The following is a 24334-nucleotide window of genomic DNA, read 5'->3' on the forward strand; positions in this document are numbered from 1 at the left end:
TCGACGTTGCGAGTAGCTTGCTGACGATTGTCTGGCATTTATCCGCTGTGCACTGAGTTTTCCATCAGACCGGAACGACGAACAATCCAAGCCAATAGAACAGGTTAAGCAAGATACCCGCCAGAATCACTGCAACGACAGGCGCTGCAATTTTCATTACCGGGCGGCCAATAGCTTCATTCAGGAAGTACAACGCTGTGGTAATAGTGAAACCGGTATAGCCAGCCATTTTGATAGAAGCAAAAATAGCGCCGATCAGTAACGCATATTCCATCAACAGATTCATAGCGTTACGGATATTATCCGAAGCGTTACGCACTGAGGGGAAGCGGCCAAGCCATTTACCTATAGTGCGCAGTAACAGCACTTCTAGCGAGATCACGACTGCACCTACCAACGCCGCCAACAGCGGGTTCGGAATCAGGTAACCGACTACAAAGACGAAGGTGAAACCGGCTACCGCATACACGCCGGTCGCGAGCGCAGTGGTGGCAATCAGTGGCACAAAGCCCAAGCCACGCATAAATTCGGCCAATGAAGCCTGATGAACCAGTGACAGTGACTCTTCCGGCGTAATCCCCGGCGCATAGGCTTTCGCCAGCGTATAAATCGACACTTCGCTGCCGGCAAACAGTTTCATACTGGCGACGGCGGAAATCAGCCCACCGACGATGGCCAATAGCGGCAGGTTCTTGATTATCCTCTGGGTTCGCTCCTCAAATACGGAATGTCCTCCACCACCGCCGAGGTGGGTTTTGGCGCGAAGATCCTGAGCAATAGCTATGCCGATGAGCAATACCATGCCGACGAAGATTTCGATGGATTCAGGGAACAAGCCGGTGAAACGAGTGATAACCAAGCGGGTCATCAGCACGATAATTGCTGAAATTACAGCAGTTTTCCAGCCAAACTGGTAGAAAATAGCGACCAGTGGGAACAGCGCAAAAGCAGAAATAACTGGGCTGCTCAGTTCACCCAACGAACCGATAAAGTTGACTGGCAGAGAGGTTAACGCTGTGTTGACCGCAGGCAGTGAAGTCAGCGCCAGAATGCCCCAGGCGGCACCCAGAGCAAATGCCAGATAGCTGTTGATCGCCAGCACGCCGATGATGTCAGTCGGCAGGAACAGTAACCAGGAGTTCAGTAAACCGGTGGAGAGTGTAAAGGAAATCCCAACCGAAGCGATAAAGCCGACGCTGAGGCCGAAAGCGATACTGCCCGCTTCTCTGCGGCTCATATTACCTTCTACCAACTGCGGTAAAATCGGACGGATACCGTCATGAAATACCGCGACGGAGCGGTGAGAAAGCAGGGCGGTCATCCCGGTTAGCAAAGCAACCACGATGATATGAATGTAATCCACGGTTATCCCCTTAGCGCAGCTGAGTGATCAGCAGCGGAATGGCGTGTTCAATATGCTCCACGGATAAACCAAAGGCGACTTTGCCTTCAGCAATGAATTTCTCGATCTGTTCCGGTTTGGCTTTGATACCCGGTTTGGCAATGGTCGCGCTTTTGTTATAACCAATAATGGCTATTGCCATGGATAATGCTGCACCGGCACCGGTATTACATGCGCCAATATAATAATCCAGCTGCCCATCTTTCACTTTTACCGCTGCATCCATATCGGTCAGAATAAAAGTTTCAAAGCTGGCGGGCGCAGTTTTATCGATCAGTTCTCGTATCAGCTCACGTTGTAACCCGACGATGCCGATCTTTTTCATAGTCACTGTCCTTGCGTAGAGAAGAATTTGTTTGGATTATGGCGCAGCATCATTTCCACCTGCTGGTGTGAAATACCTGCGGCCAAAAGCATTGGAATAAATGAATCAACCAGATAACTGAAACCTGTGCCACCGTTGGCTTTTAAATGAGAACGGCGGGTAATATCCATCGAAAGCATGACTTTATCCAGGACGCCGCGCTCAGCCAGATAAACCAGCATGGCGATGCGTCGTTCATCCGGGAAATAGCTGTTTTTACCAATGGTATCGAACTGGACGTACACACCCTTATCGATCATCTGCAAAATCAAATCCGGCTGTTCTTTTAAATCGCAGTGGCCGATAACCACCCGATCCAGCGGTACGCCATATTGCTCCAGCAGCGCGATTTGCTGCATTCCCATAGTGCTAAAGCTGGTATGGGTCGAAATAGCCAAACCGGTGGCATGGTGCGCCAGTGCGGCGGCGTGAAACACTTTTGCCTCGTTGTCCGTGACACAGTTTTCACTGGTACCAATCTCGGCGATAACGCCGGCTTTCAGGTCGGTGCCATCAATGCCCACTTCGATTTCATCGATCATGGACTGCGCCAATTGTTGCGCCGAGCTGTCACGCACCAATTGAGGATAGAAATGATCGGTGTAGTAACCCGTTGAAGCGATGATGTTTATGCCACTATCTCGCATCAGATTCAATAAGAACTGCGGGTTACGCCCCATGTATTTATTGGTGACCTCAACAATATTGCTAACGCCTTTGCTCACCAGCTCGCGCATTTCCTGACATATCGGCTCGTATTGATCCAAACGACAGTCGATGTTGTCTTTAAAACCAGATAAATCAATATGCAGATGTTCGTGAGCGTAGGTATAGCCATTGGGGTTAATCATTGGGAAAGGCTCCGGGAAACCGATGGACGCAGTTGAGTGAGAAAAGATTGGCCATTTTGCGGCATAGGCGCCGAGAAAAACGCGCAGGCGGTCGCACCTACGTCGGATAAAGTAAGCCGAGTGCCCAGATCGACGGCGGAAAGACCGAGCTGATAAACCAGCAGTGGCACTTGTTCTCGGGTGTGTTTGCCGTGGCCGATGGTTGGGTCGTTACCGTGGTCGGCAATGACAACCAGGACGTCATCGGGTTGCATTGCGGCGATTATCTGATTGAGCGCACTGTCTACCAGTTGCAGCCGGTCGGCGTAACGCAGGGTGTCTTGTTGATGACCAGCCAGATCGGTTTCCTGAATGTTGGTACAGATAAAACTGTCTCCGGGTTTGAGCAATTCGTCGCGCATAATATCAAGAATGGTCTGAGAATCGACAATCCCCGCGTAATTGATTCCATTAGAATTACTTACTATATCGGCAACCTTACCGATCAGTACAGTAGGAATATGTCGCTGCCATAACATGGCTGGAGCCTGCACCTGTTCATCGACACCATAACCCAAATGCGCGACGCGAAAATTGTGTCGATAGACACCGGAATTTGGCGCATTGATACCAATATATTTCCCTTCACGACTTTCCGCCGCCCGCAGCAGATCGGCGGTATCCGGCAAATCGCCGCCAAAAGCGATAACGCGCCCGACTTTAACGGTTTCACGAACCAATTGACCGATGGCTAGCACCTGCTCGAAGGATAATCGATTGAAATCAGCGCTGATGTTATACACCTGGCCTAAATCGGCTTCCAGATTATCGCCGATCGCCGCACCCTGATTCACCCATAAATAGCTCAGATTGTTTAAGGTTATGCGTTCGACCTGATAGCCGTTGCCGGTAAGCTGGGATGCGACGTCATCAATTACGGCGGAGAAGGGCATAGAAAGCGGTGGCAGAGGTAAAGTGCCCATAATTTCCTGATGGCCAATAAAGGTATCGCCACCTTCATGTTGCAATAATATTCGACCAAAGGCGGCGGCGGGATTGGGCTGCATTAAATTCGGAGCGTAGCCTAATGAGTTGATCAGACCGAGTTTTTCCAGCGTGGGTAAATATAATTCGGGAAGGGTTTCAAGAATGTGCCCGCAGGTATTGGCACCGATATCCTGCGGCCGGACGAGCGGGACATCCGGCATTTCTCCAATACCAAAACTATCAATGACCAATACCATGAATTTACTCATGGCAATCTCCTTAGTTCAGGCTATTCCCCTGACTGTCATAGCGGCCGATTAATTTCGGTTCTCCGCGTTGGATCCCCTCGACCAATGCGACGTCGCTGCGTGTGACAAATATTTGGGTGCGGAAACTCATTACCAGCGGGCTGCCGATCGGGAATTTATCGCTCAAACGCAGGCAATAATCGATGCTGCTGTCATCCACTGGCAATACCTTACTGCTGTGGTAAGCCTGGTTGTGCCATATCAGTGCATTGCTTAGGTGGCCACGACGATAGTAACCGCCGCCGAAGAAGTAGCTGGTATCTCCGACATGATGAGAGATTTCGGATAGATACAGCAGCGAGACTTTTTCCGGCTGAGAGCCGTTTTGGTTGGCTGGAATAGTACCGGTTAGCGCATGGCCCGGTTCGGTATGGGTAACGCCTAACTGAGCCAGTTCGGGCATAACCTGAATGCAGGCGGCAGAAGGCGCGTTGACTTGTTCAACATTAACGCCCTGTTTTTCCAGAATCTCTTTAGCCGCCAGCAGAGTAAACATATTGGTGGTTGGCAGGGTTCGCTGTTCCTGAGGATTAAACAGCATGCAAGGGAAATGGGTCACGCCAACCAGTCTTACCGCAGGCATATTAGCAATAGCCTGAATGACTTCCGGCAGTTGATTGAGTTCAAAGCCGCCTTCCTGACCGGCATAGAGCAGATCGCCTGCCTGGTTGACTTTCAACATGATTGGCTGAGTTTTGCCTTGCTTTCGAGCTGCGTCAGAAATTTGCTGCGCTTTCTCCAGCGAGAAAATGGTGATGACTTCAGGTTGCTGGCTGACAATTTCGTCCACCATACCCGACGGCGGCTGGACCAAATGCCCGACGTGAGCCACCGGAATTCCGTGCTGATAGAGCTGCCTGACCTCTTTAAAATCCACTGCCACCACGCCCTGATAGCCGCATGCCAACAGGCGTTTGCAGAGTTCGGGATTACGTCCGAATTGCTTACTCATCAGGTATAGCTTGATATTGCAACGTCTGGCTTCGTCTAGCAGGCTCCGGGCATTGGATAGCGTTTGATCTACATCGATAACGTAAGTATCCGGGCCTATTTTACCCTGTTGCCACAGCATAATGGCTGTATCAATCAGGGTTGGGTTCTGTTTTCTTAAGGCATTCAAAAACATGCTGTTTCCTAGACACTTTCAGGCGTCATTTTATTAATTTAAATTATTATTTTTTTGAATATTTATTATGTAATGAATCAGCGTTGGTGTGTTCTTCAGTGTAGCTGCTTATCTCAAAGGTGGTAGATTACTGGCAAGGTAAAGGCTGTACAAATTAGACAGCAAGTAACCCTGCTCATTATCATCAGGCTTAATATCAAAGTAGGCTAGCAAATCTTGATTAATGTCTCGAATATATTGAATATCTTCGCTTTGGATTAATTCGGACAACAAATCCGCATCCATTCCCTTAATCAGTTCGCCACGGCGGGTTCGCATCAGGGCGTTAGCCATATGCGTCACCGCCATTTCCCCCTGAACGTTATCAATAGATATCTGCCAGAAATTAGCTAATCTATTGATAACTTTGTTCATTCCGAGGAAAACCTCTTCATCAATTACCCCAGCCTGATATAAAATACTGAGGCGCGGATCCATAATATCTCCGGACTATTAATTAATAACGTGGGTCAACTTTACCGAGTTGGACATCACTTTGGTGCTGTAATAATTGCTCTGAATTAATGCCATTCTCCAATAATAGTTTTATTGGGTGATTATCTGGTCTAATCAATATCACGGCCTGAGAGGCTTGAATATAGCGTTCGTCCCCACGTAGCTTGGTTGCCTGCAAATTATCATGGGAAACATCGTCAGTCAGGTTCCAGATCGCAGCGTCAATTTCGCCGCGGCTAATTTGCGCGACGCAGTCACTGTAAGGCACATCGACACGTTCTATATTTTGATTGGCAAACTTAATTTCCGTTAACAGACATTGGTCCGGAGAGCGCGGATCCAGCCCGACGCGGCGAATATCATGTTCTTCGCCTCGACGGCAAATCAGCTGGTGGCCGTCAACGTAGGAACCCGTGCCTAAATTGAGCGCAACGGTAACCTTACCCTGATCAACATAATTCTGTGCCGCCAAACGCGAAACTACCGCCATATCGTAGATGCCGTCGATCAAACACTCGACTCGCACTTCTGCACCACGCATATGGGCAAAATACAGCGGCAAAATGGTAAATTGTTCCTTTAATCCGCTGGCTAGCCCTTCGTACAGCTTGGTATAGGGCAGCGGCATTGCGCAGACCATATTACCCAAATCTGCCTGTTGTAGCAGGCATGACATATTGAGATCCATAAGCTGCGTTCCGTTGCGGCCACGGCGCTCTACGACAATAGCGCCTTCTTGTTCCAATACCTTCAAGGCGTGTTGTACCACGCCTACGGAAATCGCGAAATTATCCGATAACTCGTCGATGGTTTTCAGTCGATTTCCTGGGCGTTCGCCAATTAAATAGCGCGCCATGGATACCAGAGCCAACCCTTCTTTTTTTATGAATTTTCTACTCATGCTGGGTGTATTTAGCCTTATGTTATCTAGGTGCAGATAGTGACTTTAATACTATTGATTACAATGATATTAATTTTCAATTATATGAATATTTAAACATTCATATAAATAATAGATGTTTGCAACGATAAAAGCGAGCGGGGGCGTTATTGATCACAATATAAGAGCAATAATTATCTTAGGAAAGTACAGATTCAATACAATAAAAAACCGGCCAACAATACAGACTGACCGGGAAAGAAACGCAGAAAAACTTATCAATTAAATAACTTTGTGAGGTCCGAAGCATTCATAGTGAATATGTTCTGCCGGGACACCCATTTCCAGTAATTGTTTACCAACAAACTGCATGAAGACCAGAGGGCCGCAGAAGTAGTAATGCATATCGGGATGAATAATTAATGACTGCAACTCAGCCAGATTCATAAAGCCTTTACTATGGTAATGCTGGCCAGGGATATCCTGCTCTTCCGGCTGGCGATACCAAACGTGGCGATTCAGATTCGGCATATTTTTCGCTATTTCAGCGACTTCATCGGCAAAGGCATGAACCCGGCCATTTTCCGCCGCATGGAACCAGTGCACTTCGGCGCTATGTTGTTGAGCGTACAGCGTATGCAACATGCTCAACATTGGCGTTTGGCCCACGCCGGCAGAAATCAGCGCTACCGGGGTTTCCGGTGAAATATCAAGGAAGAAATCGCCGCGCGGTGGCGCAATGCGCACGATGTCGCCTTCCTGCGCGATGTTATGTAAGTAGTTGGATACCGTCCCTTTTTCTTCGCGTTTTACCGCAATACGGTAGGATTTACCGTTAGGCGCAGCGGTCAGGGAATATTGGCGAATTTGACGGTTTTCTAACCGGCTATCTTCGATATAAATACCCAAATATTGACCTGGTTTGAAATTCACTACGCTGCCGCCGTCCTCCGGCACCAGCAAGAAGCTGCAGATAACGTCGCTTTGCATTTCTTTTTTCGCAATGCGGAAACGACGCAGGGTTCTCCAGCCGCCGGTATTTTCTTCCACTTCACGATAAATTTGCTCTTCGCGTTGAATAAACACGTCTGCCAGCACACCGTAAGCTTTGGCCCAAGCATCCAACACTTCCTGACCCGGGCTGAATAATTCATCCAGCGTCGCAATTAAATGTTTGCCTACGATTTGATAATCAGACGGCTGAATATTCAAGCTGGTGTGTTTTTGAGCAATACGTTCAACCGCAGGCAGCATAGCCGAAAGATTTTCAATGTTGGCCGCGTAGGCGCAGATAGCATTAAACAAAGCTTCGCGCTGATCGCCGCTGAACTGATTGCTCATATTAAAGGTATCTTTCAGCTCAGGGTTATGAGCAAACATACGATCGTAAAAATGCGCAGTGAGCTTCGAACCGGTTTCAACCAGCAAAGGAATGGTTGATTTTACGGTGGCGATGGTTTGGCTATCCAGCATGGTGAGGCTCCTATAATTTTTCGAATAATAATGTGCAAATTAATACATGTATTTTAAATGCATCTTATAAAAAACAACACGGCTTGTAAATACACATTCATTAATGAGGGCGATTATCGTTACGCGCCAGTTCACACTTATGAAAAAACCGCATACTCAACATGAGGATAAATCCGTTGATTTGTGTGAACTCTGAGCAGTGCAAAGCCTCATGTGGCTTGAAGCCAATCGTTTGCGTAAAAACCTCTGTCAAGACCTATCTTAACGAGGTGAAAACAGTTTACACTGTGGGCCAGAACCCAAACGGGTGGTCCACTAGGTGTATTTAGTTAGCTGAGTCAGGAGAGCCGGATGTTAAAGCGTGAAATGAACATTGCCGATTATGATGCAGATCTATGGCGTGCAATGGAGCAAGAAGTGGTGCGCCAGGAAGAGCACATCGAGCTGATTGCGTCTGAGAACTATACCAGCCCGCGTGTTATGCAGGCGCAGGGTTCCCAGTTGACGAACAAATATGCTGAAGGTTATCCGGGCAAGCGTTACTACGGTGGCTGTGAGTATGTCGATGTGGTTGAGCAACTGGCTATCGACCGCGCGAAAGAGCTGTTTGGCGCAGATTATGCCAACGTTCAGCCGCACTCAGGCTCACAGGCTAACGTTGCGGTTTATTCCGCGCTGCTGAAGCCCGGCGATACCGTATTGGGTATGAATCTGGCCCATGGCGGCCACCTGACTCACGGCTCTCCGGTAAACTTCTCCGGTAAACTGTACAACATCGTTCCTTACGGCATCGATGAATCTGGCAAGATCGACTATGACGACATGGCGCGTCAGGCTGAACTGCATAAACCAAAAATGATCATCGGCGGCTTCTCTGCCTATTCAGGTATCGTTGATTGGGCAAAAATGCGTGAAATCGCTGATAGCATCGGCGCGTGGCTGTTTGTAGATATGGCTCACGTGGCAGGTCTGGTTGCTGCGGGCGTTTACCCTAACCCGGTTCCTCACGCGCACATCGTCACCACGACCACTCACAAAACTCTGGCTGGCCCACGCGGCGGTCTGATTTTGGCGAAAGGCGGCGACGAAGAACTGTATAAGAAACTGAATTCTTCCGTATTCCCTGCAAATCAGGGTGGCCCGTTGATGCACGTTATCGCCGGTAAAGCCGTAGCGCTGAAAGAAGCAATGGAGCCTGAATTCAAGGTTTACCAGCAGCAGGTTGCCAAAAACGCGAAAGCGATGGTTTCTGTCTTCCTGGATCGCGGCTACAAAGTGGTTTCTGGCGGTACTGAAAACCACCTTTTCCTGCTGGATTTGGTGGACAAAGATATCACCGGTAAAGATGCGGATGCCGCTTTGGGTCGTGCCAATATCACCGTGAACAAAAACAGCGTGCCTAACGATCCTAAGAGCCCGTTTGTGACTTCCGGCGTGCGTATTGGTTCCCCGGCTATCACGCGTCGCGGTTTCAAAGAAGCGGAATCCATCGAGCTGGCTGGCTGGATGTGTGATGTGTTGGATAACATCAACGACGAAGCGACTATCGAACGTACTAAACAGAAAGTTCTGGAAATTTGCGCCCGTTTCCCGGTTTATGCATAATTTCTGCGAGTTTATATAGTTGTTATCAAACCCGCTTCGGCGGGTTTTTTTTCATCAAATATCCGGTAATGAATAAAGCGGAAACGCCAGATAAAAGAGAATTTCTTCACTCGTGATGTGAGGTAGCTTGCAAACTATTTGTTTGGATGATTACCCGGTTGCTAGCGAAGAAGGGCTCTGTCACAGTATCTGGCTGACTCCGGAGGAATTATGGTATTGCAATCAACGCGCTGGCTGGCGCTCAGTTATTTCACCTACTTCTTTTCTTACGGTATTTTCCTGCCTTTTTGGAGTGTGTGGTTACAAGGCGAAGGTATTCCGCCGGAAACCATCGGTATCTTGTTAGGCGCTGGTCTGGTTTCTCGTTTCCTCGGCAGCTTAATTATTGCCCCTAGCGTGAAAAACCCCTCCCATCTGGTTACTGCACTAAGAATTCTGGCTTTGCTGACGCTGGCATTTGCCATCGGTTTTTGGTTTGGCAGTGGCTGGGCGTGGCTGATGATAGTCATTGCCGGTTTTAACCTGTTTTTCGGCCCGCTGGTTCCTTTGACCGATGCGCTGGCTGCGACCTGGCAAAAACAGATCTCAATGGATTATGGCAAGGTGCGTCTGTGGGGATCGCTGGCGTTTGTCATTGGTTCAGCGTTGACCGGCAAACTGGTATCTGTTTGGGGACATAACGCGATTCTTTACAGCCTGACCGTCGCGGTAGCGGCGATGCTGCTGGGCGTCTTATTACGCCCAAATGTAATGCCTAAAGGCGAGATTCGTAGCAATGTATTACCGGCGACCAAGTGGAAAATTTTACTGTCTGAAGGGCCGGTCTGGCGATTTTTGCTGTGCGTGACGCTGCTGCAAGGCGCTCATGCGGGTTACTACAGCTTTAGCGCAATTTACTGGAAAGAAGCCGGTTATTCGGCGGCGACTATCGGTTATCTGTGGTCGCTGGGCGTGGTGGCCGAGATTTTGGTCTTCGCTTTCAGTAATGTGCTATTCCGCCGCTGGACGGCGCGCGGCCTGCTGCTGCTTTCCGCTATCAGCGGGATAATTCGCTGGAGTCTGATGGCATCGACTACCGAGCTGCACTGGCTGTTGCTGATTCAGATTTTGCACTGCGGCTCCTTTACCGTTTGCCACCTGGCAGCAATGCGCTTTATCGCCGCTCGCCGTGGCGCGGATGTTATTCGTCTGCAATCCGTTTACTCTGGCTTGGCGATGGGAGGAGGGATTGCGGTGATGACGGTGATTTCCGGCTTCCTGTTCGAACATATTCAGGGCGGTGTATTCTGGGTGATGGCGCTGGTGGCTGTACCGGCTCTATTTATTCGGCCAGCAGTGGTAGCGAATCCAGAAGACCTGGCGGATTAAGGCGTTTCCAGCCAACGACGAATAGCGATCTGATCTGCTTTTGTTAACGGTAAAAGCACCTGAATTAACGGCGGCGTTGACTCGGGTGTTTCTCGTTTATAGGGAGAAATCACTAGATTGGCACCGGGCGGTGCGCCAGATTTTAGGTATTCAGAATAAGATAAGTATTTGATATAGAGTGGTAGTAGCGTTAGCTCACGCAGTTGCTGTTCTACTCGGTGCTCCAACTCCGGGTTCCCGTTGGTCAGTAGTAAAATCTGTTTTTCTTGTAACGCATTGCCCTGCATCAGCCATGCACCAAAGCTAATGGCAATCAGCCCTAGCTCATCGGCCGAAAATTCAATCTGGTATTCCCGTTCAAAATCGATTAAAGCTTCGCGAGTCGTCCGTAACAAGCGGGGATATTTGCTGCTGATTTCATCCAGTAAAATATTATCCACACCAATATGAAAGCGGCAGCGCTCGATTGCCGGAGCCAAATGAGCAAATAGCTGGCTGATTAACTCATCGTCACTGCTGAATTCCATTCCGGAAATCTGTTGAAAACGTCCAATCAATCGATGAATGGAATCCATCAGGCGAACATCTTCCGGAGAATGGTTGCTGCTGTAGCTATGCGCTTTAATCATGGTCAACGTCAGGATAAACACATCCCTTTCGCTGCTGGCTAAGGGGCGGGAAAGCTGATTATTCAGGGTGCAAAACAGGCTCTCGGCGGCGGTCAGTTCTACCTTTTGGCTCAACCACGTCACCTGCTGCTGCTCTAACTGCGGGTAGTTTTGTTGCTGATTTTCCCAAACCGCGTAGGCCAGATAAATCTGCAAAAAATAGCGGTCACGTTCGTCCAGCGGGCGAGGTAGAAGCTGTTCACATTGTTCCACGATATCTTGTAGCGGCGGTAATACGGCATTTTCACTTTGCCATTGCAGCGCCTGATGTAACGCTGGCACAAAGTTTTTATCGATAAACTCGGGACAATAGCGTAGCCCTCGGCGTAGCCAATGAATCAGACACAGCCGTTTATTTAGTAACGTTCCTTGTAGTTGGCAGTCCTCAGCCGGATTGGTACGAATATCCAGGTGATAGAAACGCTGGATTTCGTTCGCCACCTCAGCTATATCTTGCCGGGTGGTCGGAAGCCCGACGCCATTTAATTGACTGATAGTCTCCAGTTTTACCGGCAATGTCGGAGTAAACAGCAGCAATAACGCATGACAACGGCGCTGTTGACCGGAGAGCTCAGGCACTGGTGTAGTGTCTAGGCTCATAAAACCTTCCGAAGTAAGTTTGATTGGTATTATCACGCTAAGCATAGCAAAAGTGGGAAAACCAGCGCGCTCGCCGCAATAGCTTTTACATCGGGTTACAACTTACATCACAATAATTGCTGTAAATCCAAGGGTTGATAGATGTTCAATGTGTTATGTTATAACAATTATGCGTCGTACAAATATATTTGGGGACTATTTATTGGCGTGGCAGTTTTACTGTATAGCCCCTCAGGGCTAGCGCATCCGCACAGTTTTATCGAGATGGAAACCACTTTTGTGGTGGATGACCAGAAACTGACCGGTATGAAAATGGTCTGGACGATGGATGAAATTACCTCCGCCGATCTACTTTATGACGCAGAAAATGCCAAAAGTGACTCGGAAATCTGGAAGAAACTGGCGGCGGAAGTCATGGCTAACGTCTTGGGGCAGCACTATTTCACCGATATTTACCGCGATGGAAAGCCGGTGAAATACCTGAATTTACCGACGGAATACCATTTGTCCCGCAAAGGACATCGGGCGGTATTGGCATTCGTGATGCCTTTAGCCGATCCGCAGCCGATGGTCGGTAAGCCTTTTATAATTTCGACTTACGATCCAACGTATTTTGTCGACATGACTTACCCGGATCAGGCCGCAATTCATTTACCAGATGAATGGACTAAGCGTTGTCAGGCCACTTTATTTACCCCAAATCCGGACGCATCGTTACAGGCCTACGCCTTGTCGCTAGATAAGGAAGACTCCCCTGGGGAAGATATGGCTTTAGGAAAACAATTTGCCCAACGGATAACTCTACAATGTCAGTAAGTTTTACCCCGGCAACCCGCCGTCAGAAACACTGGTTCGTTCATCTTTGGCCTTTGGCATTGTTCCTGTTGTGTTTGGCGCTGGCGGCGCAATTGGCTTGGTCGTACTGGCCTGAGTTGCTGTTTAAAAGCGTGGTATGGCAAAAAACCATGCACCAGCAAATGGCGCAGCTACTGCAACAGGTAAAAGCAAATCCGCATCAAACGGGATTGGGGCTGATGTTTTTCAGCCTGATTTATGGTGTGTTGCATGCGGTTGGCCCCGGTCACGGAAAAGTGGTGATTGTCACTTATCTGGCTACGCATCCCGCGCGGCTGAAAAGTAGCCTGAAACTGACTTTTCTGGCCTCGCTATTACAGGGCGGAGTGGCAATAGCTTTGGTCTCGCTGATATTAGGCGTGTTCCAATTATCCTCCCGTTATTTGCATCAAAGCAGCTACTGGATGGAAAAGGGCAGCTTTTTACTGGTTATCCTGTTGGGATTGTTACTGTGTTTCCGCGCATTAAAGCGGCTTTATCACCAAATCACTCTACTCAAGCCGAAGAAAATCACTATCCAGCGTCTGCAACCTTTACCGGCCGATCATGTACATAGTGAAAACTGCGGCTGCGGGCATCGTCATCTTCCCAGCGATGAGGAATTGCAGGCGGGTAACGATTGGCGAACCCGTTTGGCGGTGATACTGGCGATGGGAATGCGACCCTGTTCCGGGGCGATTATGGTTTTGCTGTTTGCCAAAGTCATCGGGGTATATGTTTGGGGAATAGCGTCGGCGCTGGCAATGGCGCTAGGAACTTCACTAACCATTTCGCTGCTGGCGCTGTTTGTTCACTACGCCCGTCAGTTAGCGGTACGTTTGAGTCGGGATCGCGCACCGGCGGCGTGGGGCTCCCTCGCCTGGGCCACTTTAGCATTGGCCGGAGGAATCATTTTACTCTTCGCGGGAGTATTGCTTTATCTTTCCAGTCAGCCGTCCATGATGGGAGGCGTTCGCCCATTTGGCCGCTGAATTTCAACCATAAAAAATGCCAGTCAGCGTCAACCGACTGGCATTGCAATTCGGACTGGAGGCTGAAAATTAACGCTTCAGCGCTTCACTCAATTCATCGTTCATTGCCTGCAACATAGATTTCACTACGCGCGGATTACCGGCAACAATGTTACCAGAGCTGAAATGGTTATGGCCGCCAACGAAGTCGGTCACGATACCACCCGCTTCACGAACCAGCAGTTCGCCACCAGCGAAATCCCAAGGCTTCAGGCCAATTTCGAAGAAACCGTCTACGCGGCCAGCGGCAACGTAAGCCAGATCCAGCGCGGCAGAACCCGTGCGACGAATATCAGCACATTGGGTAAACAGCTTACCTAACACATTAATGTAGGCCGGTGCGTGTTGTTTCACTTTGAACGGGAAACCGGTAGCCAGAATAGTGCCATCCAGCTCTTTCGCGTTAGTACCGCGCAGGCGGTAACCGTTCAGCTGAGCGCCTTGACCGCGAGTTGCGGTGAACAGTTCATTACGCATTGGATCGTAAACCACTGCCACTTCAGTGCGGCCTTTGATGCGTACAGCAATGGAAACAGCGAAATGTGGGAAACGTTTGATGAAGTTTGAGGTGCCATCCAGTGGATCGATAACCCATTGAGTTTCGTACTCTTCACCAAGTAATTCACCACATTCTTCACTGATAATGGTGTGTTTTGGATAAGATTTACGGATAACGTCAATGATCAGATGTTCTGCATCACGGTCAACGTTAGTAACAAAGTCGTTACTGCCTTTCTGGCTCGCTTCGACAGCGTCCGGGGTTTCATAATTTTTGGCAATCAGGTTACCGGCCTTACGCGCAGCGCGTATGGCGATAGTCAGCATCGGATGCATGGGTATCTTCCAACTAGGATGTTAAAGAACGAGAAACGGCGCGTAGTATAGCAGGGGATCTGATAAATGCCTACGCTTGTGTTAAGATGTTGCGATTCCCCGCTACCCTCAGAGTTTGTATGTTGCACAATATTCGCATTGTTTTGGTTGAAACTTCTCACACCGGAAACATGGGCTCTACTGCCAGAGCCATGAAAACCATGGGATTAACTAATTTGTATTTGGTCAATCCATTGGTAAAACCTGATTCTCAGGCCATCGCGCTGTCTGCGGGTGCCAGCGATGTTATCGGCAATGCCACCATCGTTGACACGCTAGATGAGGCTCTGGCCGGTTGCAGCCTGGTCGTTGGCACTAGTGCTCGCTCTCGCACGTTGCCGTGGCCGATGCTAGAACCGCGCGAATGCGGCGTTCGCAGCGCACGTGAAGCCGAACATGCACCAGTGGCGCTGGTGTTTGGCCGTGAACGCGTGGGGCTGACTAACGATGAACTACAGAAATGTCATTACCACGTGGCGATCCCGGCAAATCCAGAATACAGCTCGCTGAATCTGGCGATGGCCGTGCAGATTCTGGCTTATGAAGTTCGAGTGGCATTCCTCGATCGTCAGGCAGAAATCGCACCTAAGCAGGAAGAGGAAGAAGCGCCTTATCCACTGGTAGACGACCTGGAGCGTTTTTACCAGCATCTGGAGCAGGTTTTATCCCACACCGGCTTTATTCGTCAGGCACATCCGGGGCAGATTATGAGCAAATTACGCCGTCTGTTTACCCGCGCCAGACCGGAAACACAAGAGCTTAATATCCTACGTGGAATGCTGACTTCGATCGAAAAACAGGATAAACATCAGAAAAGTGCCAATAACGCCAAAATGGCGAAAGATAAAGAATAGTCATATATATCATGTTGATATATGACTGTTTGGCACAAATATATAAGGATGACGAGGCATAAAATACTTGAGTGAATTACTGGGTTAAATAGTTGACTAAAACACTCAAGAATGGCAGACTTCTAGCTCGTTTCACCAACAGGTAATTTTAAGCTATGAGACTGACATCCAAAGGTCGTTATGCCGTGACCGCCATGCTTGACGTGGCATTACATTCCCAGGACGGGCCAGTACCTCTGGCAGATATTTCTGAACGTCAAGGAATCTCGTTATCTTATCTGGAACAACTCTTTTCACGTCTGCGCAAGAATGGCCTGGTTGCCAGCGTACGTGGTCCGGGCGGCGGTTACCTGCTGGGTAAAGACGCTGGCCAGATCGCCGTAGGCGCGGTCATTACTGCCGTAGACGAATCTGTCGATGCAACCCGTTGTCAGGGTAAAGAAGGCTGCCAGGGTGGCGATCGTTGCCTGACCCATACGCTGTGGCGCGATTTGAGCGAGCGTATCAGCAGCTTCCTGAACAACATTACATTGGCGGAACTGGTTAATAATCAAGATATTTTGGAAGTAGCGGATCGTCAGAACAACGATACGCGTCGTACGGCCAACGGCCGACCGCAAGAGACGATTAACGTCAATCTGCGCGCATAAGCAGAGTCTGCGGGATCTTCAGTTTTTGGAAGTGATGTACGGAGCATAAGAGCAATGACCGAATCAAAAGTAAAAACGCCGATCTATCTGGATTATTCAGCCACAACGCCAGTTGATCCGCGTGTTGCTGAAAAGATGATGCAGTATTTGACTTTGGACGGTATCTTCGGCAACCCGGCCTCCCGCTCCCACCGTTTTGGGTGGCAGGCAGAGGAAGCCGTTGATATCGCACGTAACGACATCGCCGCGCTAGTCGGTGCTGACCCACGTGAAATTGTGTTCACTTCGGGTGCGACAGAATCAAACAACCTTGCCATTAAAGGTGCCGCCAACTTCTATCAGAAGAAAGGCAAGCACATCATCACCTGTAAAACCGAACATAAAGCTGTGCTGGATACCTGCCGTCAGTTGGAGCGTGAAGGTTTCGAAGTGACCTACCTGGCACCGCAAAGCAACGGTATTATCGATCTCAAACAGCTTGAAGCTGCGATGCGTGAGGACACCATTTTGGTTTCCATCATGCATGTGAATAATGAAATCGGTGTGGTGCAGGATATCGCTGCTATTGGTGAAATGTGCCGTAGCCGCGGGATCATTTTCCACGTCGATGCGACTCAAAGCGTAGGCAAACTGCCTATCGATCTGAGCAAACTGAAAGTGGATCTGATGTCCTTCTCTGCCCATAAAATCTATGGTCCGATGGGCATTGGCGCACTGTTTGTTCGCCGTAAACCGCGTATTCGTATTGAAGCACAGCAGCACGGCGGCGGTCACGAGCGCGGTATGCGTTCCGGCACTTTGCCTGTGCACCAAATTGTTGGCATGGGTGAAGCTTACCGTATTGCCAAAGAAGAGATGGAAAGCGAATCTAAGCGTTTATCCTCACTGCGTAAGCGTCTGTGGGATGGCCTGAAAGATATCGAAGAAGTTTACCTGAACGGCGATTTAGAGAATGGCGCACCTAACATTCTTAACGTCAGCTTCAACTACGTTGAAGGTGAATCGCTGATTATGGCGCTGAAAGACTTGGCCGTTTCTTCAGGTTCAGCCTGTACCTCCGCAAGTCTGGAACCTTCTTACGTGCTACGCGCGCTGGGCATGAGCGATGAGCTGGCACACAGTTCCATCCGTTTCTCCCTGGGCCGTTTTACCACTGAAGAAGAGATCGACTACACCATTGCGCTGGTTCGCAAATCCATCGGTCGCCTGCGTGAACTGTCTCCACTGTGGGACATGTTCAAGCAGGGCGTGGATATCAACAGCATCGAATGGTCACATCACTAATTCCAGACTTTCAGATTCAGGAGCACTCAAATGGCTTATAGCGAAAAAGTAATAGATCATTACGAAAACCCACGTAACGTTGGTTCTTTCGATAACGAAGATCCAACCGTTGGTAGCGGCATGGTCGGCGCGCCGGCCTGTGGTGATGTGATGAAATTGCAGATCAAAGTTAACGAAGCCGGGATTATCGAAGACGCCCGCTTTAAAACTTACGGCTGCGGTTCCGCCATTGCTTCCAGCTCGCTGGTGACCGAATGGATGAAAGGCAAGTCTCTCGATCAGGCTGAAGCGATCAAAAACACGCAAATCGCTGAAGAACTGGAGTTACCGCCGGTTAAAATCCACTGCTCAATTCTGGCTGAAGATGCCATTAAAGCAGCGATCGCCGACTACAAAAGCAAACATAACGCTAAGTAGTTGTAAATCAGTATAAATAACCTGTCTGTGGTTAGGGCAGGTTCTCAGAAATGAGGTTGTTGTATGTCGATATCTATCAGCGACAGTGCTGCGCAACGTGTCAGCGCCTTCTTGGAACACCGTGGTAAAGGTTTGGGTTTGCGCCTGGGCGTAAGAACCTCCGGCTGCTCCGGTATGGCGTATGTACTAGAATTTGTTGACGAAATGAACGATGACGATATCGTTTTTGAAGACAAAGGCGTGAAAGTGATCATCGACGGTAAAAGCATGGTCTATCTGGACGGTACCGAACTGGATTTCGTCAAAGAAGGGCTGAACGAAGGCTTTAAGTTCAACAATCCAAACGTTTCCGGTGAATGCGGATGCGGTGAAAGTTTTAACGTTTAATCGTTAGTTTTTGCCTTATATCGTAGCGCTATACTGACGTTTGCTGATTTATCTGGCTCTCTTCCATGCCGCTGAGGCGGGAAGGGAGCTGCATAAACCCCTCACTCAGCCACACGACAACTTCCGAGCATGCTATGGATTACTTCACTTTATTCGGGCTGCCGGCTCGCTATCTCGTAGACGCCAGCCAACTCACTTCCCGCTATCAGGAATTGCAACGCCAGTTCCATCCGGATCGCTTTGCCAGCCAGCCAGAACGCGAGCGTTTGCTGGCTTTGCAGCAGGCTGCGACGATCAATGACGCCTATCAAACCCTCAAGCATCCGTTAAAACGCGCAGAGTATATGTTATCTTTGCAGGGTTTTGATTTGAGCAATGAACAGCACACCCTGCGTGATACCGCGTTTCTGATGGAACAATTGGAACTGCGGGAAGAGCTTGATGCCATTGAACGTCAGGCCGATGCCGAAAGCGCATTAGCGGCTTTTAACGCGCGTTTGGCGGTAATGACACAAAAACGTAGCGAGCAAATGGTGCAGGAACTGGATAACCAGCAATGGATCAATGCGGCGGATACTGTGCGAAAACTACGTTTTCTGGACAAGTTACAGCAGCAGGTTGAGCAGTTGGAAGAACGTCTGTTTGACGATTTTGCCTAAGAGTCAGGCCGCGGTTAGCAGGCTTGTGCCCTGAACTGTTAATCTCATGCTTATGATAGTGAACGACCAAACGTATCTTTTAAAGAATCCCTGAATAGGCTGAACATGCCTAAAAAAGCAGGGCGTTGGCGTTTCGCTTGAGAAATTTTTGTCATTTATACCCAATAGATTACCCGCTGTCGTTTTACCCTGCGGCAGCCTGCAAGTTGAAGGGTATAGATTCATGATTGATGGAAGCTCAACATGGCCTTATTACAAATTAGTGAGCCTGGTTTAACCGCGGCGCCGCACCAACGTCGGCTGGCCGCAGGTATCGATTTAGGTACTACCAATTCCCTGGTTGCTACGGTGCGCAGCGGTAAAGCGCAAACCCTGGCGGATAGTCAGAACCGAGATTTGTTACCCTCCGTGGTGCACTATCAGCGCGAAGGCATTGATATCGGTTGGGAGGCACGTCAGCAGGCGGCGCAGGACCCAGCCAATACCATCAGTTCCGTCAAACGAATGATGGGACGTTCGCTAGCGGATATTCAGCAGCGTTATCCTAATCTGCCTTACTCCTTCCAGCCGAGTGAAAACGGCCTGCCGATGATCCAAACTGCGGTGGGGCTGGTCAATCCGGTTCAGGTCTCAGCCGATATCCTCAAGGCTTTGTCGCAGCGTGCGCAGGAGGCCTTAGAAGGCCAGCTCGACGGTGTTGTTATCACCGTACCAGCCTATTTTGATGATGCGCAACGTCAAGGTACGAAAGATGCGGCGCGTCTCGCAGGTTTACACGTTTTACGCTTGCTTAACGAACCTACCGCAGCGGCGATTGCCTACGGTTTGGATTCCGGTCAGGAAGGTGTGATTGCGGTTTACGATCTGGGTGGTGGAACCTTTGATATTTCTATTCTGCGCCTGAGTCGTGGGGTATTTGAAGTGCTGGCAACCGGCGGGGATTCTGCGCTGGGCGGCGATGACTTTGATCATCTGTTGGCTGACTGGTTACGTGAGCAGGCTGGAATTTCCTCCCGCGACGATCACGGTGTGCAGCGGCAATTGCTGGATGCGGCGATTACGGCGAAAATTGCTCTGAGTGATGCTGACGTAGCGGAAGTGAGCGTAGCAGGCTGGAAAGGGGAAATTACCCGTCAACAGTTTGAAGCGCTGATTGCTACGCTAGTTAAACGCACGTTAATGGCTTGCCGTCGTACTCTAAAAGACGCCGGTGTCAGCGCTCATGAAGTGCTGGAAGTGGTGATGGTCGGCGGCTCAACGCGCGTGCCTTTGGTTCGCGAGCAGGTTGGGCAGTTCTTCGGTCGCACGCCGCTGACGTCCATCGATCCCGATAAAGTAGTCGCCATCGGCGCAGCTATTCAGGCTGATATTCTGGTGGGCAATAAACCAGACAGCGATATGCTGCTGTTGGATGTTATTCCGCTGTCGCTGGGGTTGGAAACCATGGGCGGTTTGGTGGAAAAAGTGATTCCACGTAATACCACCATTCCGGTTGCTCGGGCGCAGGAATTCACCACCTTTAAAGACGGCCAAAGCGCAATGATGATTCACGTGCTGCAAGGTGAGCGAGAGCTGGTACAGGATTGTCGTTCGCTGGCTCGATTTACTCTGCGTGGCTTACCGCCGCTGCCGGCCGGCGGCGCGCACATTCGCGTGACTTTTCAGGTTGATGCCGATGGTTTGCTAAGCGTGACGGCGATGGAAAAATCCACCGGCGTAGAAGCTTCAATTCAGGTTAAGCCGTCCTATGGGTTATCTGATGACGAAATTGCCACGATGATCAAAGATTCCATGGCGAACGCGAAGCAAGACATTAATGCGAGAAAACTGGCGGAACAACAAGTCGATGCATCACGGGTGCTGGAAAGTTTGCAGGGCGCACTGGCGGAAGATGCCGCATTGCTGAGCGAACAGGAAAGCGCGGCGATTGCGCAGGCCGTGGAAGTCTTGCAGCAAAGCAGGCAGGGCAGCGACCCGGCGGCGATTGAAGCCGCAATCAAATCGTTAGATGCACAAACGCAAAACTTTGCCGCGCGTCGGATGGATGCCTCTATCCGTCGTGCTTTGGCTGGCCATTCTGTGGATGAGGTTTAATCATGCCTAAAATAGTATTTCTTCCGAATAAAGACCATTGTCCGGATGGTGCCGTATTTGAAGCGCGTCAAGGTGAAACAATTTTGGACGTTGCTCTGCGTAACGGAATTGATATCGAGCACGCCTGTGAAATGTCCTGCGCCTGTACTACCTGCCATTGCGTAGTGCGTGAGGGCTTTGATTCCCTGAATGAAAGCACCGAACTGGAAGACGACATGCTGGATAAAGCCTGGGGACTGGAGCCGGAAAGTCGTCTGAGCTGTCAGGCTCGAGTGGCTGATGAAGATCTGGTGGTTGAAATTCCTCGCTACACCGTCAACCACGCTCGCGAGCACTAATGGATATTATTCGTCGATCCGCTTTGGGCGGCGGCGGATAAAGGAGAAACGAATGAGTTTAACATGGCAAGACACGCGGGAAATCGGTGAAGCGCTGTACGATCAGTTTCCCGATCTCGATCCCAAAACGGTGCGTTTTACCGATATGCATCAGTGGATTTGCGATCTGGAAGAGTTTGATGACGATCCGGCGCGATCAAATGAAAAAGTGCTGGAAGCGATCTTACTAGTCTGGTTAGATGAGTTCGAGTAAATATCTCTGGGGTCGCGTTGGCGGCCCCGTTTCTTTTTGATAAAACTGTTTCCTATAAAAATTTTCTATAAATCTTTTCGTATCAATCGCTTTGTATTCGAGGCTGGTTTCGCAGACCAGTAACTAAGTAGCTGAAATACAGCAATAAAAGAATAACGACGAGGAAAGCTATGACTACAGAAATTATGCAAGTATCCCTATCAACCAATCCGGCAGATGCCCGCTGGGGCGAGAAAGCCCTGTTAAGTACCAACGATCAAGGTATGACTATTCACCTAACGGGCAAAGATGCTCTGGGTGTGATTCAGCGTGCAGCGCGTAAAATCGACGGACAAGGTATTAAAAAAGTGAAGCTGGCCGGTGAAGGCTGGGGTTTGGAACAAAGCTGGGCGTTTTGGCAGGGTTTCCGTGGGCCAAAAGGTGAGCGCAGCGTTGAATGGGCAGAATTGCCAGAGAACGATCGTCAGGAGCTGGAACAGCGTCTGAAAATTATTGATTGGGTACGTCACACCATCAATACCCCTGCGGAAGATCTAGGGCCGAAACAGCTGGCTAAAAACGCCATCGATCTGATGTGCAGCGTAGCCTGTGATGCTGTCAGCTACCGCATTACCGAAGGCGACGATTTACGAGAGCAAAACTATGCTGGTATTCATACCGTAGGCCGTGGTTCCGATCGTTCTCCGGTACTGCTGGCGTTGGATTTTAACCCAACCGGTAACCCTGATGCGCCGGTTATGGCTTGTCTGGTCGGTAAAGGGATTACTTTCGATTCCGGCGGTTATAGCCTAAAACAAAGCGCCTTTATGGATTCGATGAAGTCCGATATGGGCGGCGCAGCGACTCTGACCGGCGCTCTGGCATTAGCGGCAGCTCGCGGTTTGAACCAGCGTGTAAAACTGTATCTGTGCTGTGCGGATAACATGGTGAGCGGCAATGCCTTTAAGCTGGGCGATATTATTCGCTACCGTAATGGCAAAACCGTTGAAATCATGAATACCGATGCCGAAGGGCGTTTGGTATTGGCCGATGGTCTGATCGATGCATCGGAGCAAAATGCGTCGCTGATTATCGATGCAGCGACTCTGACCGGCGCGGCGAAAACCGCTCTGGGTAATGATTATCACGCTTTGTTCAGCTTCGATGATGAATTGGCGCAGGAACTGCTGGAAAGTGCGAAAAGTGAAAATGAACCGTTCTGGCGCTTACCGCTGGCCGAATTCCATCGCAACCAGCTGCCGTCCAACTTTGCCGAATTGAACAACGTTGCCGCGCCGTCTTATCCGGCCGGTGCTAGCACGGCGGCGGGCTTCCTGTCCCACTTCGTGAAAAATTATCAGCAAGGCTGGCTTCACATCGATTGCTCCGCCACTTATCGTAAAGGTGCAGTGGATCAATGGTCCGCTGGCGCAACCGGTCTGGGTGTGCGCACCGTAGCTAACCTGCTGCTGGCGAAAGCCAAATCATAGGTCGCAGCTGAAGCAGTTTTACCAAGTCTGTTTGAATAATCTGGGGCGCCTGCTGGTGCCCCTTTATCGATCTGCATGATTCCTAATTGATTGCTGTTTTGGAGTATGAAATGAGTTTTCCGCATCTTCCCTCATCTGATCATGACTATAGCCATGACCATGAAGAAAATACCGGTGAAAATGAGCTGGAGAAGCTATTAAAACTGGCGGCAAGTGAGTCTATTCACCGACCGGCCTTTTTCCGTGCCTTACTCGATGCCACCGTTTTGGTATTGGGCGATTCCGGGCAGGAAAGTCAGGACGGTGAAATGACTTTCTCCGCCGGTAATGGGGTGAATATTCTGCATTGGGAAAAACAGGGCGGCGAATTGACCATTCCTTTTTTTTCTTCGCTGGAAACTTTGCAGCAAGCGATCAGTCAATCTGAAGGCGAAAAAGAGCAGCCTTTTGTGGCGATGCCGGTACGCGTGCTGTTTGAAATGACGCAGGGAGCCAGCCTGTTTTTGAACCCGAAAACTGAATATGGCAAAGAATTCTATCCGGAAGAAGTGGCTATGCTATTGGCCAACGGTGGTGTAGCTAAACCAACGGAAATGGTGGTGGATAAAGAAACGCAGATTCTGCTTGGACAACCAGAAGAATATCCGTCGGTGATTGTTGATGCGTTAACCAAACTATTCAGCCAGCGCAAGCCGGTGCGCCGAGCATTTCTGGCGTTAATGCATGATAAAAGCGTGGATGAGAAACCGAATTTGCTGATCGGGCTGGAAGTGGATGGTTCAGAAGAAGAAATTGAAATTCTGATTCAGGAAGCCGGTCATATTGCCAGCGAGCACGCGCCAGACGATAGCCCGGTTGATTTTTGCGTGGTATCGGAAAAAGAACGAGGCGTTAGCCATTATTTGACTACGCATACGCAGCCTTTCTACCAACGGAAATGGGGCAGTTGGCTGCGAAATAGCATTCCTTCATCAGGGCAGGCGTAATTTATACTGGACGGAAGCCGCTGAGTTTCCGTCCTATTCTTCGTATTTATCATTACTTCGAAACGATTTCTTCAACTTTTCCTTCACTCTTTGTCCTCA

At 49.6% G+C, this 24334-nt stretch carries 25 protein-coding genes; 15 read left to right on the forward strand and 10 right to left on the reverse strand.

The genetic code is table 11. The features are described from left to right. Positions 1–64: 64 nt before the first annotated feature. The 8 genes from ACQ4OC_RS05010 to hmpA form a co-directional block, all read right to left on the reverse strand. The gene (locus tag ACQ4OC_RS05010) at positions 65–1363 is read right to left on the reverse strand and encodes a YhfT family protein (protein ID WP_071925602.1); all 1299 of its coding nucleotides are present in this window, start codon (positions 1361–1363) and stop codon (positions 65–67) included. A 10-nt stretch (positions 1364–1373) separates the two neighbouring features. Continuing rightward, a complete protein-coding gene (locus ACQ4OC_RS05015; RefSeq protein ID WP_049601783.1) occupies positions 1374–1727 on the reverse strand; it encodes a DUF2620 domain-containing protein in 354 nt (117 codons plus the stop codon). A 2-nt stretch (positions 1728–1729) separates the two neighbouring features. After that, positions 1730–2617, reverse strand: a complete 888-nt coding sequence (locus ACQ4OC_RS05020; protein WP_064516825.1) for a phosphotriesterase-related protein — start codon at positions 2615–2617, stop codon at positions 1730–1732. Further along, a complete protein-coding gene (locus tag ACQ4OC_RS05025) occupies positions 2614–3852 on the reverse strand; it encodes a phosphopentomutase (protein WP_064516827.1) in 1239 nt (412 codons plus the stop codon). The genes ACQ4OC_RS05020 and ACQ4OC_RS05025 overlap by 4 nt, the downstream gene beginning before the upstream one ends. A gap of 10 nt (positions 3853–3862) precedes the next feature. Continuing rightward, entirely contained in the window at positions 3863–5017 is a 1155-nt protein-coding gene (locus ACQ4OC_RS05030; protein ID WP_120806684.1) for a YhfX family PLP-dependent enzyme, read from the reverse strand. A gap of 108 nt (positions 5018–5125) precedes the next feature. Next, positions 5126–5494: a PRD domain-containing protein gene (locus ACQ4OC_RS05035; protein WP_064516831.1), complete on the reverse strand. Its 369-nt coding sequence runs from the start codon at positions 5492–5494 to the stop codon at positions 5126–5128. Between the two features lie 19 nt (positions 5495–5513). Further along, positions 5514–6413: a GntR family transcriptional regulator YhfZ gene (gene yhfZ / locus ACQ4OC_RS05040; RefSeq protein WP_064516833.1), complete on the reverse strand. Its 900-nt coding sequence runs from the start codon at positions 6411–6413 to the stop codon at positions 5514–5516. 261 nt (positions 6414–6674) lie between these two features. Continuing rightward, positions 6675–7865 carry an NO-inducible flavohemoprotein gene (gene hmpA, locus ACQ4OC_RS05045; RefSeq protein ID WP_064516835.1) on the reverse strand — a complete coding sequence of 397 codons (1191 nt, stop codon included), beginning with the start codon at positions 7863–7865 and terminating at the stop codon, positions 6675–6677. A 351-nt stretch (positions 7866–8216) separates the two neighbouring features. On the opposite strand from hmpA, the gene glyA reads away from it, so the two are divergent. Continuing rightward, a complete protein-coding gene (gene glyA, locus ACQ4OC_RS05050) occupies positions 8217–9470 on the forward strand; it encodes a serine hydroxymethyltransferase (protein WP_064516837.1) in 1254 nt (417 codons plus the stop codon). Positions 9471–9680: 210 nt separating this feature from the next. Beyond that, the gene (locus ACQ4OC_RS05055; RefSeq protein WP_064516839.1) at positions 9681–10838 is read left to right on the forward strand and encodes a 3-phenylpropionate MFS transporter; all 1158 of its coding nucleotides are present in this window, start codon (positions 9681–9683) and stop codon (positions 10836–10838) included. Here the strand turns inward: ACQ4OC_RS05055 and csiE are convergent. Further along, the gene (csiE, locus tag ACQ4OC_RS05060) at positions 10835–12106 is read right to left on the reverse strand and encodes a stationary phase inducible protein CsiE (protein ID WP_064516841.1); all 1272 of its coding nucleotides are present in this window, start codon (positions 12104–12106) and stop codon (positions 10835–10837) included. The genes ACQ4OC_RS05055 and csiE overlap by 4 nt on opposite strands. A 141-nt stretch (positions 12107–12247) precedes the next feature. Between csiE and ACQ4OC_RS05065 the strand changes: the two genes are divergently transcribed. Both ACQ4OC_RS05065 and ACQ4OC_RS05070 read left to right on the forward strand, forming a co-directional pair. After that, a complete protein-coding gene (locus ACQ4OC_RS05065; protein ID WP_064516843.1) occupies positions 12248–12922 on the forward strand; it encodes a DUF1007 family protein in 675 nt (224 codons plus the stop codon). After that, a complete protein-coding gene (locus ACQ4OC_RS05070) occupies positions 12913–13932 on the forward strand; it encodes a nickel/cobalt transporter (RefSeq protein ID WP_064516845.1) in 1020 nt (339 codons plus the stop codon). The genes ACQ4OC_RS05065 and ACQ4OC_RS05070 overlap by 10 nt, the downstream gene beginning before the upstream one ends. A gap of 69 nt (positions 13933–14001) precedes the next feature. Here the strand turns inward: ACQ4OC_RS05070 and suhB are convergent, their stop codons facing one another. Next, positions 14002–14805, reverse strand: coding sequence for an inositol-1-monophosphatase (suhB, locus tag ACQ4OC_RS05075; RefSeq protein ID WP_064516847.1), 804 nt, complete (start codon positions 14803–14805; stop codon positions 14002–14004). A 119-nt stretch (positions 14806–14924) separates the two neighbouring features. Between suhB and trmJ the strand changes: the two genes are divergently transcribed. The 11 genes from trmJ (at position 14925) to sseB (ending at position 24235) form a co-directional block, all read left to right on the forward strand. Then, complete coding sequence (gene trmJ / locus ACQ4OC_RS05080; protein WP_049601751.1) at positions 14925–15698, forward strand: tRNA (cytosine(32)/uridine(32)-2'-O)-methyltransferase TrmJ; 774 nt, start codon at positions 14925–14927, stop codon at positions 15696–15698. Between the two features lie 155 nt (positions 15699–15853). After that, positions 15854–16348 carry a Fe-S cluster assembly transcriptional regulator IscR gene (gene iscR, locus ACQ4OC_RS05085; protein WP_049601747.1) on the forward strand — a complete coding sequence of 165 codons (495 nt, stop codon included), beginning with the start codon at positions 15854–15856 and terminating at the stop codon, positions 16346–16348. A gap of 54 nt (positions 16349–16402) precedes the next feature. Continuing rightward, positions 16403–17632 carry an IscS subfamily cysteine desulfurase gene (locus ACQ4OC_RS05090; RefSeq protein WP_064516849.1) on the forward strand — a complete coding sequence of 410 codons (1230 nt, stop codon included), beginning with the start codon at positions 16403–16405 and terminating at the stop codon, positions 17630–17632. A 30-nt stretch (positions 17633–17662) separates the two neighbouring features. Next, positions 17663–18049: a Fe-S cluster assembly scaffold IscU gene (gene iscU / locus ACQ4OC_RS05095; protein ID WP_049601742.1), complete on the forward strand. Its 387-nt coding sequence runs from the start codon at positions 17663–17665 to the stop codon at positions 18047–18049. Between the two features lie 63 nt (positions 18050–18112). After that, positions 18113–18436 (forward strand): iron-sulfur cluster assembly protein IscA, encoded by a 324-nt coding sequence (iscA, locus tag ACQ4OC_RS05100; protein ID WP_049601740.1) that lies wholly within the window; start codon positions 18113–18115, stop codon positions 18434–18436. A 134-nt stretch (positions 18437–18570) separates the two neighbouring features. Then, positions 18571–19095 (forward strand): co-chaperone HscB, encoded by a 525-nt coding sequence (hscB, locus tag ACQ4OC_RS05105; protein WP_064516851.1) that lies wholly within the window; start codon positions 18571–18573, stop codon positions 19093–19095. 243 nt (positions 19096–19338) lie between these two features. After that, positions 19339–21189, forward strand: coding sequence for a Fe-S protein assembly chaperone HscA (gene hscA / locus ACQ4OC_RS05110; protein WP_064516853.1), 1851 nt, complete (start codon positions 19339–19341; stop codon positions 21187–21189). Between the two features lie 2 nt (positions 21190–21191). Further along, on the forward strand, positions 21192–21527 hold the full coding sequence (gene fdx, locus ACQ4OC_RS05115; RefSeq protein WP_042525582.1) for an ISC system 2Fe-2S type ferredoxin: 336 nt from the start codon (positions 21192–21194) through the stop codon (positions 21525–21527). 52 nt (positions 21528–21579) lie between these two features. Beyond that, entirely contained in the window at positions 21580–21780 is a 201-nt protein-coding gene (gene iscX, locus ACQ4OC_RS05120) for a Fe-S cluster assembly protein IscX (RefSeq protein WP_049601731.1), read from the forward strand. A 170-nt stretch (positions 21781–21950) separates the two neighbouring features. Then, entirely contained in the window at positions 21951–23249 is a 1299-nt protein-coding gene (gene pepB, locus ACQ4OC_RS05125) for an aminopeptidase PepB (RefSeq protein ID WP_064516855.1), read from the forward strand. 110 nt (positions 23250–23359) lie between these two features. After that, the gene (gene sseB / locus ACQ4OC_RS05130; RefSeq protein ID WP_064516857.1) at positions 23360–24235 is read left to right on the forward strand and encodes an enhanced serine sensitivity protein SseB; all 876 of its coding nucleotides are present in this window, start codon (positions 23360–23362) and stop codon (positions 24233–24235) included. Positions 24236–24334 lie beyond the last annotated feature (99 nt).

The sequence above is a fragment of the Yersinia sp. J1 genome (assembly GCF_050586585.1).
GTDB classification, from domain to species: Bacteria; Pseudomonadota; Gammaproteobacteria; order Enterobacterales; family Enterobacteriaceae; genus Yersinia; species Yersinia entomophaga.

Bases quoted from the DNA above. Each gene is read 5' to 3' on its own strand.
- glyA (WP_064516837.1), top strand. From the start codon at position 8,217: ATGTTAAAGCGTGAAATGAACATTGCCGATTATGATGCAGATCTATGG.
- ACQ4OC_RS05035 (WP_064516831.1), bottom strand. From the start codon at position 5,494: ATGGATCCGCGCCTCAGTATTTTATATCAGGCTGGGGTAATTGATGAA.
- yhfZ (WP_064516833.1), bottom strand. From the start codon at position 6,413: ATGAGTAGAAAATTCATAAAAAAAGAAGGGTTGGCTCTGGTATCCATG.
- hmpA (WP_064516835.1), bottom strand. From the start codon at position 7,865: ATGCTGGATAGCCAAACCATCGCCACCGTAAAATCAACCATTCCTTTG.
- ACQ4OC_RS05015 (WP_049601783.1), bottom strand. From the start codon at position 1,727: ATGAAAAAGATCGGCATCGTCGGGTTACAACGTGAGCTGATACGAGAA.
- iscA (WP_049601740.1), top strand. From the start codon at position 18,113: ATGTCGATATCTATCAGCGACAGTGCTGCGCAACGTGTCAGCGCCTTC.
- csiE (WP_064516841.1), bottom strand. From the start codon at position 12,106: ATGAGCCTAGACACTACACCAGTGCCTGAGCTCTCCGGTCAACAGCGC.
- sseB (WP_064516857.1), top strand. From the start codon at position 23,360: ATGAGTTTTCCGCATCTTCCCTCATCTGATCATGACTATAGCCATGAC.
- ACQ4OC_RS05065 (WP_064516843.1), top strand. From the start codon at position 12,248: ATGTTCAATGTGTTATGTTATAACAATTATGCGTCGTACAAATATATT.
- iscR (WP_049601747.1), top strand. From the start codon at position 15,854: ATGAGACTGACATCCAAAGGTCGTTATGCCGTGACCGCCATGCTTGAC.
- suhB (WP_064516847.1), bottom strand. From the start codon at position 14,805: ATGCATCCGATGCTGACTATCGCCATACGCGCTGCGCGTAAGGCCGGT.
- iscU (WP_049601742.1), top strand. From the start codon at position 17,663: ATGGCTTATAGCGAAAAAGTAATAGATCATTACGAAAACCCACGTAAC.
- ACQ4OC_RS05055 (WP_064516839.1), top strand. From the start codon at position 9,681: ATGGTATTGCAATCAACGCGCTGGCTGGCGCTCAGTTATTTCACCTAC.
- ACQ4OC_RS05020 (WP_064516825.1), bottom strand. From the start codon at position 2,617: ATGATTAACCCCAATGGCTATACCTACGCTCACGAACATCTGCATATT.
- iscX (WP_049601731.1), top strand. From the start codon at position 21,580: ATGAGTTTAACATGGCAAGACACGCGGGAAATCGGTGAAGCGCTGTAC.
- trmJ (WP_049601751.1), top strand. From the start codon at position 14,925: ATGTTGCACAATATTCGCATTGTTTTGGTTGAAACTTCTCACACCGGA.
- hscA (WP_064516853.1), top strand. From the start codon at position 19,339: ATGGCCTTATTACAAATTAGTGAGCCTGGTTTAACCGCGGCGCCGCAC.
- ACQ4OC_RS05090 (WP_064516849.1), top strand. From the start codon at position 16,403: ATGACCGAATCAAAAGTAAAAACGCCGATCTATCTGGATTATTCAGCC.
- pepB (WP_064516855.1), top strand. From the start codon at position 21,951: ATGACTACAGAAATTATGCAAGTATCCCTATCAACCAATCCGGCAGAT.
- fdx (WP_042525582.1), top strand. From the start codon at position 21,192: ATGCCTAAAATAGTATTTCTTCCGAATAAAGACCATTGTCCGGATGGT.
- ACQ4OC_RS05030 (WP_120806684.1), bottom strand. From the start codon at position 5,017: ATGTTTTTGAATGCCTTAAGAAAACAGAACCCAACCCTGATTGATACA.
- hscB (WP_064516851.1), top strand. From the start codon at position 18,571: ATGGATTACTTCACTTTATTCGGGCTGCCGGCTCGCTATCTCGTAGAC.
- ACQ4OC_RS05025 (WP_064516827.1), bottom strand. From the start codon at position 3,852: ATGAGTAAATTCATGGTATTGGTCATTGATAGTTTTGGTATTGGAGAA.
- ACQ4OC_RS05070 (WP_064516845.1), top strand. From the start codon at position 12,913: ATGTCAGTAAGTTTTACCCCGGCAACCCGCCGTCAGAAACACTGGTTC.